The organism is Isoptericola jiangsuensis, from assembly GCF_048320105.1.
Classification (GTDB): domain Bacteria; phylum Actinomycetota; class Actinomycetes; order Actinomycetales; family Cellulomonadaceae; genus Isoptericola; species Isoptericola jiangsuensis_A.
In genome coordinates this window covers 2,013,640-2,026,558 of sequence record NZ_CP182942.1, presented here as the reverse complement: position 1 = coordinate 2,026,558, position 12,919 = coordinate 2,013,640, and the positions used below count along the sequence as shown (strand labels likewise).

Below are 12,919 nucleotides of genomic sequence, written 5' to 3'. Positions count from 1 at the left end.
GACCCTCGCAACTACGGTCGAGGCGTGCCCACCCGACAGCTCCGACTCGACCCCGCCGCCCCCGAGGACGTCGCCGCCGCGCTCGCCGCGCTGCGGGCAGAGCTGCAGATCCCGGCCCTCTACCCGGCGGACGCCAGGGCGGAGGCCGAGTCGGCCGCGCTCGGCGACCTCAAGGACTTCCGGCAGGACCGCCGCGACATCGACTTCGTGACGATCGACCCGCCGGGTTCGAAGGACCTCGACCAGGCGGTGCACGTGGCGACCTCCGGCCACGGCTACGTCGTGCGGTACGCGATCGCCGACGTCGCCGCCTTCGTGTCCCCGGGTGGCGCGCTGGACCGCGAGGTCCACCGCCGGGGGCTGACCTTCTACGGCCCGGACACCCGCACCCCGCTGCACCCCGCCGTGCTGTCCGAGGACGCCGCGAGCCTGCTGCCCGGCGAGGACCGTCCGGCGGTGCTGTGGACGATCTCCCTGGACACCTACGGCGAGATCACCAGCGTCGTCGTCACCCGCGCCGTCGTCCGCTCCCGGGCCCGCCTCACCTACGGCGAGGCGCAGACGGCGCTCGACTCCGGCACTGCACCCGAACCGCTCGTCCACCTGGCCGACGTCGGACGCCTGCGCGAGGAGCGCGAGCGCGACCGCGGCGGGCTGTCCCTGGGCGTCCCCGAGCAGGAGATCGTGCGCCGGGAGGACGGCTCGCTCGGCCTCGAGCTGCGCCGCACCCTGCCGATCGAGGGCTGGAACGCCCAGATCTCGCTCCTGACGGGCATCGCCGCCGCCGGGATCATGCGCGACGTCGGCGTCGGCATCCTGCGCACCCTGCCGGCCCCGGCGGACTCCGACGTCGCGCGGTTGCGGCGGACCGCGGCCGCCCTGGGCATCGACTGGCCCGAGGGCACCCCGTACGCCGAGCTGCTGGGCGGCATCGAGTCGCGCCGCGCGGCGCACGCCGCGTTCCTCACCGAGGCGACGACGCTGTTCCGCGGCGCGGACTACCTGGCGTTCGGCGTGCCCGGGCCCGACGGCGGCCCGAAGGTCGCGCTGCCCGACGACGCACGCCACGCCGCCATCGGCGCGGAGTACGCGCACGTCACCGCACCGCTGCGGCGCCTCGTGGACCGCTACGGCGCCGAGGTGTGCGTCGCCCACTCGGCAGGTCGCGCCGTGCCCGGGTGGGCGCTGGAGGCCCTGCCCGGGCTGCCGGCCACGATGCGCACGGCGGCGTCCCGGGCGGGGGCGTTCGAGCGGGCCAGCATCGACGTCGTCGAGGCCGCCCTGCTGGGGCCTCGGGTGGGTCGCACGTTCGACGGCGTGGTCGTGGAGGCCGGGGAGCCAGGCGACGACGGGCTGCGCCGGGGCGAGGTCGTGCTGCGCGAACCGGCGGTGCGCGCCCGCGTGGACGGCGTCGACCTGCCGTTGGGGGAGCGGGTGCGGGTGACCCTCGCGGAGGCGTCCGTGCCGGACCGGCGCGTCCGCTTCACGCTGCCCTGAGCGGGCACGTCCTAGAGTCGCCCCATGCCTGCACGACGACGGACCGACCCGGCCGCCGGGCGCGCCGCGGTCGCGGCGTGGCTCGCGGGGGACGCCTCGCGGCCCACCACGACGACCGCGGTGCGGTTCACCCTGGAGGAGCTGGCCGCCGTGGCGCCCGGCAACGCCGTCGAGGTGCGGGTGCCGCCCGCCGGGGCCGTGCAGGCCGTCGCGGGGCCGCGGCACACCCGGGGCACGCCCCCGAACGTCGTCGAGACGGACGTCGAGACGTGGCTGGCCCTGGCGTGCGGCACCGCGACCTGGGGCGACGCCGTCGCCGCGGGGCGGGTGCACGCGTCGGGCGAGCGTGCGGACCTGGCGGCCTGGCTGCCGCTGCAGGCGGCGCGCCGCCGCTGAGTGCGTAGGTGGCGGGCGGCCCTCGGCGCGCGGACGTCGGAGGGCGCCGCTAGCCTCACCGCAACGGCCGGCAGCCGGAATCACGTTCGTGACCTGCGGTTAAACCGTGGTTCATGCGGTCCTGCTTGGCTGGGTGCACCCGCCCATCTGTCCGAGGAGGACCAGCGTGACCCTCACGTCTCCCACCCCGCGTCGACGACGGGCCGCGTACGCCGCGGCCCTGGTCGGCGCACTCGTCCCCGCTGCCGCGCTCACCGTCCCCGCGGCCGCCGTCCCGTCCGTCGACGCCCCCGTGCTGATCGACGAGGTCTACGGCGGTGGGGGCAACAGCGGAGGCGCGTTCGACCGCGACTTCATCGAGCTGCACAACCCGGGCCAGGAGCCCGTGTCGCTGGCCGGCTGGTCCGTGCAGTACGGGTCGGCGGGCGGGTCCACGTGGTCCGGGCAGACCGACCTCACCGGCGAGATCCCCGCGGGCGGGTCCTACCTCGTGGCCCAGGCGTTCGGGTCGGGCAGCGACCAGCCGGACCTGCCGACGCCGGACGTCGAGGGCAGCATCGCGATGTCGGGCAGCGGCGCGAAGGTCGCGCTCGTGTCCTCCACCGACCGGCTCGACTGCCTCGGGACCGCCTGCGCCGACGACGACGCCGTCGTCGACCTCGTCGGGTGGGGCTCGTCCACCAACACGTTCCTCGGTTCCGGTCCCGCGCCCGGCACCACCAACGCCACCTCGGTGTCGCGTGCGGGCCACGCCAACACCGTGGACAACGCGGCCGACTTCTCCACCGGCACGCCGACCCCGGTCAACAGCGGCGCCGACCCCGAGCCCACCCCGACGCCCACGCCCACCCCGACGCCCACCCCGACCCCCTCACCGTCGGGCGCGCCCGACGTCGTCACCATCGCGGACATCCAGGGGACCGGGCCCGTGGCCGCCCTCGACGGCCAGGACGTGACCACGCGCGGCGTCGTCACCGCGACCTACCCGACCGGTGGCTTCGACGGGATCTACCTCCAGACGGCCGGCAGCGGCGGCGACCCGGCCGACGACGCCACCCCCGGCGCGTCGGACGCCGTCTTCGTCTACTCCGCCGCGCTCGCCGGCCAGGTCGAGGTCGGGGACCACGTCGAGGTGACCGGAGGCGTCACCGAGTACTTCGAGCTCACCCAGGTCCGCGCGGCGTCCTGGACCGTGCTCACCGAGCCCGCCGAGGCCGTCAAGCCCACGGTGACCTCCTGGCCCGCCACGGACGCCGAGCGCGAGGCGCTCGAGGGGATGCTCCTGGCGCCGCAGGGCGACTTCGTCGTCACCGACAACTACAGCACGAACGCCTACGGCACCGTCGGTCTCGCCGCCGGGACGACGCCGCTGGTCCAGCCGACGTCCGTCGGACGCCCCGGATCCGCCGAGGCCGCCGCGCAGGCCGCCGACAACGCCGCACGCGGCGTGCTGCTCGACGACGGCTCCACCTGGAACTACACGTCGGCGTCGCGCTCCGGCACCCCCCTGCCGTGGCTGAACGGCACCGACCCGGTGCGCGTCGGCGCCGCCGTGACGTTCACCGCCCCGGTCGTGCTCGACTACCGGTACTCCGCCTGGGGGCTGCAGCCCACCCGGCAGCTCACCGGCGCGAACGCCGACGGGACCCAGCCGGCGACGTTCGCCGACACCCGGACCGACGCGCCCGAGGACGTCGGCGGCGACCTGCAGGTCGCGACCTTCAACGTGCTCAACTACTTCACCACCACGGGCGACCAGCTCACCGGCTGCCAGTACTACACCGACCGTGCCGGCGACCCGATCAGCGTGCGCACCGGCTGCGACGCCCGCGGGGCCGCAGACGCCGAGAACCTCGAACGCCAGGAGACCAAGATCGTCGCGGCGATCAGCGCGCTCGGGGCCGACGTCGTCGCGCTGGAGGAGATCGAGCAGTCCGCCGCGTTCGACGCGCCGCGCGACCAGGCGCTCTCCGACCTCACCGACGCCCTCAACGAGGCCGACGGCGCGGGCACCTGGGCGTTCGTCGCCTCGCCCGCCGAGGTCCCGGCGTCCGAGGACGTCATCCGCAACGCGTTCGTGTACCGCACCGCCGCGGCGGAGCCGGTGGGCGACTCGCGGATCCTGCTCGGGTCCGAGGCGTTCGGCAACGCCCGCCAGCCGCTCGCGCAGACTTTCCAGCCGGTCGGCGGCGCCGCGGACGCGAGCGACGACGTCGTGGTGGTCACCAACCACTTCAAGTCCAAGGGCTCGGCCGGGCCGTGGCCCGGCGACGCCGACACCGGCGACGGGCAGGGCGCGTCCAACGAGTCGCGCGTGCGCCAGGCGACGGCGCTGGTGGAGTTCGCCGACGAGGTCGCGGCCGACGCCGGGACGGACAAGGTCCTGCTGGTGGGTGACTTCAACGCCTACGAGCAGGAGGACCCGATCGTCGTCCTCACCGACGCCGGCTACACGGACCTCGGTCCCACGACGGGGGAGTGGACGTACTCCTACGACGGTCAGGTCGGCTCCCTCGACCACGTGCTGGCCTCGCCGGCGGCGCTCGAGGCGGTGACCGGCACCGACATCTGGAACATCAACGCCGTCGAGCCCGTCGCGAACGAGTACAGCCGCTTCAACTACAACGTGACGAACCTCTACGACACGACGCCGTTCCGGTCGTCGGACCACGACCCGATCGTCGTGGGTCTGGCCCTCGCCGCGCCGGCGCCGTCCGACCCGGCCTGGGAGGCCGACGTCGTCTACACGGCAGGTGACCGCGTCAGCCTCGACGGGCGCACCTTCGTCGCCCTGTGGTGGACCCGCGGCGAGACGCCGGGGGCGAGCGTCTGGGGAGCGTGGGCCGAGGTCGGGTCCGAGGTGACGACGTCGGCCGGCGTCGCGCACGCCTGGACGCCCTCCGGCATCTACGTCGCCGGTGACACCGTCGCGTACGAGGGCACCCTCTACGAGGCGCGCTGGTGGACCCGGAACCAGACGCCGGGCACCCCCTACGGGCCGTGGGTGGCGGTGGGCTGACCGCTCGCTCACCCGTCGGGCGTTAGGCTCGACGGGTGAGCAGCACCCCGCCCGAGAACGCCGAGTCGCCCGCAGAGACACGCCCAGCGGCACCCCCGCAGACGCCTGCGGGCTCGCCGTCGGAGGCGACCGCCGACCCGTCGCCGGTGACCGACCCGGACGAGCACCTGCTCGTCGACCCCTCCCGGGTGCGGCGCGCGCCCCGGTACCGCGGGTTCTTCACCGTGGGTGCCGTGGTCGGCGTCCTCGTCGGTGTCCTGGGCGGCACCTGGCTCGTCGACCTGTCCGTCGCGAACGACGTCGCGATGCTCAAGCCCGGGGTGTACGTCTCGGTGGTGACGCTCGGCACGACGACGTTCTTCGTGCTGCTCGCCGGGGCGCTGGCGATCTGGGCGGACCGACGCAGCGTGAGGAAGCTCCGCCGGACCTCGGGGCGGGCGCCCGGGCGCCTGTGAGACACTGAAGCCATGCCCTTGCGCCCTGACGGCCGCCTGAACCATGACCTCATGCCCGGCGAGAAGGGACCGCAGGACGCCTGCGGTGTCTTCGGTGTCTGGGCCCCCGGTGAGGAGGTCGCCAAGCTCGCGTACTTCGGTCTCTACGCCCTGCAGCACCGGGGCCAGGAGTCCGCCGGTATCGCCACGAGCAACGGCGAGCAGATCCTCGTCTACAAGGACATGGGGCTGGTGTCCCAGGTCTTCGACGAGACCGCCCTGAACGCCCTGACCGGCCACATCGCCGTCGGGCACTGCCGCTACTCCACGACCGGTGGCGTGACGTGGGAGAACGCCCAGCCCACGCTCGGCGCGACGGCGTCGGGCACGGTCGCCCTCGGGCACAACGGCAACCTCACGAACTCCGCGGAGCTCGTCAACCTCGTCGCCGAGCGGTACGGCGCGCAGCGCCGCGGCGAGCTCGCCCGCGGCAACACCACGGACACGGCACTGGTGACCGCGCTGCTGGCCGGCGACGCCGACCACACCCTGGAGCAGACGGCGCTGGAGGTGCTGCCGCGACTGCGCGGAGCCTTCTCGCTGGTGTTCATGGACGAGCGCACCCTGTACGCCGCCCGTGACCCGCAGGGTGTGCGCCCCCTCGTGCTGGGTCGCACCCAGCGCGGCTGGGTGGTCGCCTCCGAGACGCCCGCCCTCGACATCGTCGGCGCCTCCTTCGTCCGCGAGGTCGAGCCCGGCGAGCTCATCTGCATCGACGACGACGGCCTGCGCTCCACGCGGTTCGCCTCCGCCGAGCGGGCCGGCTGCGTGTTCGAGTACGTCTACCTCGCGCGCCCCGACACGTCCATCCAGGGGCGCCCGGTGCACGCCGCGCGCGTGGAGATGGGACGCATCCTGGCTCGCGAGCACCCCGTCGAGGCGGACCTGGTGATGCCGGTGCCGGAGTCCGGCACCCCCGCGGCGACCGGGTACGCGGCCGAGGCGGGCATCCCGTTCGGCCAGGGCCTGATGAAGAACGCCTACGTGGGCCGCACGTTCATCCAGCCGTCGGACACGCTGCGCCAGCTCGGCATCCGCCTCAAGCTCAACCCGCTGCGCGAGGTGATCCGGGGCAAGCGGCTCGTCGTCGTCGACGACTCGATCGTGCGCGGCAACACCCAGCGCGCCCTGATCCGCATGCTGCGGGAGGCCGGTGCCGCCGAGGTGCACGTGCGGATCTCGTCGCCGCCGGTGAAGTGGCCCTGCTTCTACGGCATCGACTTCGCGTCGCGGGCCGAGCTCATCGCCAACGGCCTCACGCCGGAGGAGATCGGCCAGTCGCTCGGGGCGGACAGCCTCGGCTACATCTCGACCGAGGGCATGATCGCCGCCACCGAGCAGCCGGCCTCGCAGCTCTGCGCCGCCTGCTTCACCGGGCAGTACCCGATCGAGCTGCCCGAGGCCGACCAGCTCGGCAAGCACCTGCTGGAGCAGGCCCAGCTCCCGCTCGGAGCCCCGGAGGACGGTCTGAACCAGCTCTCCGTCTCCGTCGGCGGCAGCACCGCGCTCGACCAGCCCTGAGCAGGCGTCCCGCCGCCGTCCCCGCACGACCTGGAGCCAAGACACCGTGACCGAACCCCTGACCTACGCCGCCGCCGGAGTCGACACCGAGGCCGGTGACAAGGCCGTCGAGCTCATGAAGGACGCGGTGCGCCGCACCCAGGGCCCCGCCGTCCTCGGCGGGGTCGGCGGATTCGCCGGCCTGTACGACCTGTCCGCCTTCAGCGCGTACCGCCAGCCGCTGCTGGCCACCTCGACCGACGGCGTCGGCACGAAGGTCGCCATCGCCCAGGCGCTCGACAAGCACGACACGATCGGCTTCGACCTCGTCGGCATGGTCGTGGACGACATCGTCGTGGTGGGCGCAGAGCCGCTCTTCATGACGGACTACATCGCCACGGGCAAGGTGGTGCCGGAGCGCGTCGCCGACATCGTGCGCGGCATCGCGGCGGCGTGCGAGGTCGCCGGGACGGCGCTGGTCGGCGGGGAGACGGCCGAGCACCCCGGCCTGCTGGCACCGGACGAGTACGACGTCGCCGGCGCGGCGACGGGCATCGTCGAGGCGGACGCCGTGCTCGGGCCCGAGCGCGTCCGCTCCGGGGACGTCCTGATCGCCATGGCGTCCAGCGGGCTGCACTCGAACGGCTACTCCCTGGTGCGTGCCGTCGTGAAGCACGCCGGCTGGGAGCTGGGCCGGCACGTCGAGGACTTCGGCCGCACGCTCGGTGAGGAGCTGCTGGAGCCGACCCGGGTGTACGCGGGCGACTGCCTCGCCCTCGCCCGGGACGAGGCCGCTCAGGTGCACGCGTTCACGCACGTCACCGGTGGGGGGCTCGCCGCGAACCTGGCACGGGTGCTGCCCGCGGGCGTGGTGGCGACGGTCGACCGGTCCACCTGGGAGGTGCCGGCCGTCTTCCGGACCGTGCGCGAGCTGGGTTCCGTCCCGCGCCGGGACCTGGAGAACACGCTGAACCTGGGTGTCGGCATGGTCGCCGTGGTCGGGGCGGACGGCGTGGATGCCGCGCTGGCGCGACTGCGGCAGCGCGGGCTGCCGGCCTGGACGCTCGGGACCGTCGAGGACCTCGACCCCGATGCGGCGACCGAGGACCTGGTGGCCGGCACCAAGGGCGTGCAGGCCGGCGCCGTCCGGCTCGTGGGCGACTACCGCTGACCGAGCCGGGAGTCGTGGCGCCGGGCGCCACGATCCTGCTCGGGAGAGGACAGGCGAAGGGTCGGACGGTCCGTGGACCGTCCGACCCTTCGCCGGTGTCATGCCGTGGCAGTCACGGCGTGGAACGAGGGAGCCTCAGCGCCGGTCGTCGTCCCAGCCGGTGTAGTTGTTGTCGTACTCGGAGTCATCGCTGGTGGAGTCCCAGCTGCGGCTCTCGGTAGCGACGTCGGTCTGGCTCGATTGGAGTTCCTGTTCCAAGGCGTGGTAGTTCGTCTCGGGGCTGTAGTACTTCAGCGCGCGAGCAACCTTGGTGTGCTTAGCCTTCTGACGGCCGCGGCCCATGGCTCCGACCCCCCTCAACGTAGGAGCGGGGCGGCAACGTCCCAGACGTGCGGCCCCGAGGAAGTTTCGTCTGTTCAGGTTCCAACGGTACATGCTCCGGGAGCATTCCCTCCACTCGGTTCGTCACCCGGTGCGTGTCGTCCGTCATGCCAGGCCTGCACTTTGCGGACGCTTGTGACGGTCATCACGATCTCGCCAGGTGGTCACCAGTTCGGGCCGAGCCGGTTCAAGTCGCCTCAATCCCACTTTCTGCACACAATGGCATGAGACGGCCGTCGAGAATCTGGGCGCCGCCCGGACCGGTCGAATGCCAGGAGGTGCAGGGGATGACGTTCCACGGTGACTCCGAGGTGTTGCTGACACCAGCCGAGGTCGCAAGCCTCTTCCGCGTCGACCCGAAGACGGTGACGCGGTGGGCCAAGGCCGGCAAGCTGTCGTCGATCCGAACGCTCGGGGGGCACCGGCGCTACAAGGAGTCCGAGGTCCGGGCGCTGCTCGGCGCGGCCTCCGAAGCAGCAGAGGCGGAGGCTGCGGCGAACGCGGCGGCCACCGATGCGGACGGCGCCGGAGGCCTCGGGCGGTGACCTTCGCTGCGGCGAAGGCCTGATCACGTCATGCCACGGGCCCGGTGACATCGAGGTCACCGGGCCCGTAGCAGCGCCCGGGGCGGGACGACGCCCGCCCCGGGCGGATCAGCATCGGACGATGCTCACGACCACCAGCGCGGCCGCGACGACGCCCGCCGCTGCCGCCCCGAGCAGGATCTTCGCGTTCCGTGCGCGGCGTTCGTCGGCAGGCAGCCCGTCACCGGTGAACAGCCCGCGGGCGTCGACGGACGCCTGCTTGGTGTTCCGGGCGAGCTGGTTGGCCTGGTAGGACGGCGAGAGCCGGGTCGTGAGGGAGTCGACGGCGTCGGCGAGCTCGCGCCGGGCCTGCTTCACCTCGCGCTCGAGCTCCTGCGGCGTGGGCGGGGGGACTGGCGGACCCGCAGGTCGCTGATTGGTCGCGCTCACCGCTTCATCCCTTCCTTCACCGTGGCGACGTCGTCCTTGACCCGGTCGATCGTCTCCGGCTTGCTCGTCGCCTTCTTCAGCTGCTTGACGCCGATCCAGCCGAGCAGCCCAGCGAGGAGCAGCATCGCCACTCCGATCACCAGGGCCGAGAGCCACAGGGGCCAGGCCTCCGCCAGGCCGGTGATCCCGGACCAGATCAGCACGCCGACGGCGTACAGCACGATGACGAGCGCACCGGCCAGGAGGCCGACCCCGATGCCGGACCGCTTGGCCTTCTCGGTCGCCTCCGCCTTGGCGAGCGCGATCTCGGCGCGCACCAGGCGGGTCGCCTGCTCCGAGATCTGCTCTATCAGCCGCCCTACGGAGGGCGGCTGGTCGGCGGGCGGCGGGCGCCCGTCGTCCCAGTCAGTCATCGGCTGCTCCGTTCGTCGAGGTGAGCCTGCTGACCCCACTCAACCCGTACCGGGCGGTCCCGGCAATTCCTGGCGCGGGTTCGAGGGGTCTGCGGTGCGGCTCGGGCGCCCTGAGGGGCCCGGGGCGCACCGGCGTGGTGGTATGCGAAACGCCGCAGGTCGTCTGACCTGCGGCGTCTCGTCCGGGTGGCTCCGACCGGCGTCGATCCGGTGACCTTTCGATTTTCAGTCGAACGCTCTACCAACTGAGCTACAGAGCCTTGACACGAACGCCCGGGGCGCCGTTGCCGACGAACCGGGCGCTTCATGCGCGACCCTGACGGGACTTGAACCCGCGACCTCCGCCGTGACAGGGCGGCGCGCTAACCAACTGCGCTACAGGGCCATCGATCAGGTTTTCACGTGATCGAGGTGCTCGTTTCGAGCCGAGAAGAAGCGTACCCCATGGTTGACCGGATCCTGAAATCGGCTCCTGACCAGGCAAAACACCGGGGAAAGCTTCGTCGTGCCAGCTGTGGACCGCCAGCTGCGAACTGCCAGCCGTGGACCGCCAGCTGCGAACTGCGGACCGCCGACTGCCAGCTGCGGACGCTCACGAGTCCGGAGCCGGCGGAGTACCCCCAACGGGATTCGAACCCGTGCTACCGCCGTGAAAGGGCGGGGTCCTAGGCCGCTAGACGATGGGGGCCAGCCGGGACAGCATACCGGTCACCCGTCATACCGGTCACCCGCGGCATCCGTCACCGGGACGCCCTCGCGTAGGCGAGGATGGGCCCCGTGCTGGAGATGTCGCGTGAGGAGTTCGAGTCGGCGGTGTCGGACGGGCTCGACCAGGTGCCCGCCGAGCTGACCCGCCTGATGGACAACGTCGTCGTGCTCGTGGAGGACGACGCCCCCGCCGACGACCCCGAGCTGCTCGGGCTCTACGAGGGCGTGCCCCTGACCGAGCGCGGCGAGGCGTGGGCGGCGGGCTCCCTGCCCGACCGCATCACCGTCTACCGCAACCCCACCCTCGCCATCTGCGAGTCGCCCGACGAGGTCGCCGAGGAGGTCGCGATCACCGTGGTGCACGAGATCGCCCACCACTTCGGCATCGACGACGACCGGCTGCACGAGCTCGGCTGGGCCTGAACCCGCCCTCACGACAGCGGCGTGTACTCCCAGTGCCACGCCTCCGGCTTGCGACCGTCCGAGCGGGCCCAGTCAGGGTTGTCCCAGCCGAACAGCGGACCGTTCTCACGCAGCCACTCGTACTGCGCGGTGCCGAAGGTCTCCACGCCGCCGTTGAGGTCGACGGCGACGCCCCAGCCGTGGTTCGAGTAGCCGGGCACCGCCGCCAGGTAGCCGCGGGAGGCCTTCACCGCCACCTGCGAGTCGTACGACCGGTAGGAGTCGACGACGTCCAGGTGGTCGCCGAACCGAGCGTGGTAGGCCGCATCGAGGCGTTCGAGCTGCCGGGCGGCGTCGCGTCGGAGCTGCTCGCCCGGGGCGAACGCCGGCTCGGAGAGCGCGTCGGCCGGGATCAGGCCGTTCCCGGCGCCCTCCGTCGAGGTGACGTACTGGCGCAGGTTCTCCGCCGCCTTCTTCGCCGCGGACGCCTGGGCTTCCAGGATCTCCTGCGGGGTCCGGGGCTCGGCGGGTTCGGCGGGCTCGGCGGACTTCTCGGGAGCGGGCGTGGCGTCGACCGCCTCGGCCTCGGCATCCTCGAGCAGCGACACCAGGGACGCGGTCGCCTCGGTGAGCTCGGCCCGGTCCTCCCCGGTGGCCTCGGTGGCCTCGGTGGCCTCGGTGGCAGCGGTCTCAGCAGCCTCCGTGTCCGTGTCCGTCTCCGTGCTCGCGTCGGCGTCGGCGTCGGCAGTGTCTGTGTCGTCCGCGCTGTCCGCGTCGTCGGCGGCGTCCGACGGCGCGTCGTCCGCCGCGGTGGGCGTGGTGGCGTCGGTGTCGACGAGCGGGGAGCGGTCCGACCCCGCGGTGCCGGTCGCCGCCGCGCGGGTGGCGGCGAGCTCGTCCGCGGCCCTGCCGTCCGAGGCCTCGGCCCCTGCGTCGGCCCCGGTGTCGGCGGTCGTCTCCTCGGGTGCGGTGTCGAGGGCCGTGCGCTCGCCCGACCGTGACGCCGCCGCGGAGCCCTGGGGTCGCACGGTGATGAGGTCGGCGACCTTGTCGGCCTGCTCGGTGATCTTCGCCTCGGCCGACCCGCCGATCCCGGTGTGGTCCTCGGTCACCTCGGTCGCGCGCTGGATCGCCTCGGACGCCTCGGCGACCGCCGCGTCCTGGGACAGCACGACGACGGGGTCGTCGTCCGTGCCGTCCTGGTCCTCGTCCGGTCCGGTGACGGCGAGCTGCCGGGCGTCGGCCGGCTCGGCCTCGGCGTCCGCCGGCCCGATGGAGACGGCCGTCGCCGTCGTCGCGGTCAGGGCGAGGACGGCCAGGGCACCGCCGACGGCGGTGCGGGCGCCGGGCACGGCCGGTGCGGTCCGCCGCCGCGGGGTCTCGGCACGGTGCGCACCGCGGCGGGCGCGACGGTTCACGGTGGTGGTGCTGCGACGCCGCGTGAGCCACGGCAGGGTGATGCGGGGCAGGTTCACAGGGTGTTGTCCTCGGTCTCGGGGCCGCGGACCATCGTGGTCCCGTCATGTGATCAGACCCTGGGATCCTGGGGGCGGAGGCCCAGAGGTCCCAAGGACGCTTCGAGACGCTCCGGTGAAGATCGGGACAGGAGCGACGAAGCGCCGCAGGGCCATCACCCGGGGGCGCGGGCCACAGTTGTGGCACGTGTCACCCGCGGCCGTGAGAACGGCGGGAGCGGGCCGAGGATCTGCGTTTCCGGCCCGCAGGCGTGACAGGACCCCTCGCCGTCGGGCCGACACTGGATCCCATGAGCGATGCACCTGTCACCGTGTCGATCCACCGTGTCGTCAGCCCGGAGCACGTGGCGGACGTGACCGCCTGGGTCCAGGCCGGGGTCCGGCTCGCCAACCGGTACCCCGGCTTCCTCGGCTCCGGGTGGATCCGGGTGGCCGAGGGGACCACCGACTGGGTGATGCTCTACCGCTTCGCCGACGCCGCCCGGTTGG

12 protein-coding genes, 3 tRNA genes and 1 pseudogene are annotated in these 12,919 nt (G+C 73.3%); 9 read left to right on the top strand and 7 right to left on the bottom strand.

Translation table 11 applies throughout. The features are described from left to right. The first annotated feature begins 24 nt into the window (after positions 1-24). From ACNHYB_RS09505 to purM, 6 genes are all read left to right on the top strand, one after another. On the top strand, positions 25-1,497 hold the full coding sequence (locus ACNHYB_RS09505; RefSeq protein ID WP_418275098.1) for an RNB domain-containing ribonuclease: 1,473 nt from the start codon (positions 25-27) through the stop codon (positions 1,495-1,497). 24 nt (positions 1,498-1,521) lie between these two features. Further along, positions 1,522-1,893 carry a sterol carrier family protein gene (locus ACNHYB_RS09500; protein WP_418275097.1) on the top strand — a complete coding sequence of 124 codons (372 nt, stop codon included), beginning with the start codon at positions 1,522-1,524 and terminating at the stop codon, positions 1,891-1,893. A gap of 166 nt (positions 1,894-2,059) precedes the next feature. Continuing rightward, entirely contained in the window at positions 2,060-4,912 is a 2,853-nt protein-coding gene (locus ACNHYB_RS09495; RefSeq protein WP_418275096.1) for an ExeM/NucH family extracellular endonuclease, read from the top strand. Between the two features lie 35 nt (positions 4,913-4,947). Further along, on the top strand, positions 4,948-5,367 hold the full coding sequence (locus tag ACNHYB_RS09490; protein WP_418275095.1) for a hypothetical protein: 420 nt from the start codon (positions 4,948-4,950) through the stop codon (positions 5,365-5,367). Between the two features lie 12 nt (positions 5,368-5,379). Then, on the top strand, positions 5,380-6,927 hold the full coding sequence (gene purF, locus ACNHYB_RS09485) for an amidophosphoribosyltransferase (protein WP_418275094.1): 1,548 nt from the start codon (positions 5,380-5,382) through the stop codon (positions 6,925-6,927). A 46-nt stretch (positions 6,928-6,973) separates the two neighbouring features. Further along, on the top strand, positions 6,974-8,077 hold the full coding sequence (purM, locus tag ACNHYB_RS09480; RefSeq protein WP_418275093.1) for a phosphoribosylformylglycinamidine cyclo-ligase: 1,104 nt from the start codon (positions 6,974-6,976) through the stop codon (positions 8,075-8,077). Positions 8,078-8,212: 135 nt separating this feature from the next. Here the strand turns inward: purM and ACNHYB_RS09475 are convergent, their stop codons facing one another. After that, entirely contained in the window at positions 8,213-8,419 is a 207-nt protein-coding gene (locus tag ACNHYB_RS09475) for a DUF3073 domain-containing protein (RefSeq protein WP_418275092.1), read from the bottom strand. A 326-nt stretch (positions 8,420-8,745) separates the two neighbouring features. Here ACNHYB_RS09475 and ACNHYB_RS09470 point away from each other — a divergent pair, with 326 nt between their 5' ends. After that, positions 8,746-9,003, top strand: a complete 258-nt coding sequence (locus tag ACNHYB_RS09470) for a BldC family transcriptional regulator (protein WP_418275091.1) — start codon at positions 8,746-8,748, stop codon at positions 9,001-9,003. 108 nt (positions 9,004-9,111) lie between these two features. Here the strand turns inward: ACNHYB_RS09470 and ACNHYB_RS09465 are convergent, their stop codons facing one another. The 5 genes from ACNHYB_RS09465 to ACNHYB_RS09445 form a co-directional block, all read right to left on the bottom strand. Beyond that, positions 9,112-9,432 (bottom strand): DUF3618 domain-containing protein, encoded by a 321-nt coding sequence (locus tag ACNHYB_RS09465; protein ID WP_418275090.1) that lies wholly within the window; start codon positions 9,430-9,432, stop codon positions 9,112-9,114. Then, on the bottom strand, positions 9,429-9,845 hold the full coding sequence (locus tag ACNHYB_RS09460) for a phage holin family protein (protein ID WP_418275089.1): 417 nt from the start codon (positions 9,843-9,845) through the stop codon (positions 9,429-9,431). The genes ACNHYB_RS09465 and ACNHYB_RS09460 overlap by 4 nt, the downstream gene beginning before the upstream one ends. A gap of 187 nt (positions 9,846-10,032) precedes the next feature. Beyond that, a tRNA-Phe gene (locus ACNHYB_RS09455) sits at positions 10,033-10,105 on the bottom strand. A gap of 51 nt (positions 10,106-10,156) precedes the next feature. Beyond that, positions 10,157-10,230, bottom strand: a tRNA-Asp gene (locus ACNHYB_RS09450). 230 nt (positions 10,231-10,460) lie between these two features. After that, a tRNA-Glu gene (locus ACNHYB_RS09445) sits at positions 10,461-10,533 on the bottom strand. A gap of 80 nt (positions 10,534-10,613) precedes the next feature. On the opposite strand from ACNHYB_RS09445, the gene ACNHYB_RS09440 reads away from it, so the two are divergent. Further along, positions 10,614-10,976 carry a metallopeptidase family protein gene (locus ACNHYB_RS09440; RefSeq protein ID WP_418275088.1) on the top strand — a complete coding sequence of 121 codons (363 nt, stop codon included), beginning with the start codon at positions 10,614-10,616 and terminating at the stop codon, positions 10,974-10,976. Positions 10,977-10,984: 8 nt separating this feature from the next. Here ACNHYB_RS09440 and ACNHYB_RS09435 read toward each other — a convergent pair whose 3' ends face one another. Beyond that, a complete protein-coding gene (locus ACNHYB_RS09435; protein WP_418275087.1) occupies positions 10,985-12,430 on the bottom strand; it encodes a M15 family metallopeptidase in 1,446 nt (481 codons plus the stop codon). A 290-nt stretch (positions 12,431-12,720) separates the two neighbouring features. On the opposite strand from ACNHYB_RS09435, the pseudogene ACNHYB_RS09430 reads away from it, so the two are divergent. Next, positions 12,721-12,900 (top strand): annotated as a pseudogene (locus tag ACNHYB_RS09430) (antibiotic biosynthesis monooxygenase); the annotation flags it as partial. Positions 12,901-12,919: the final 19 nt, after the last annotated feature.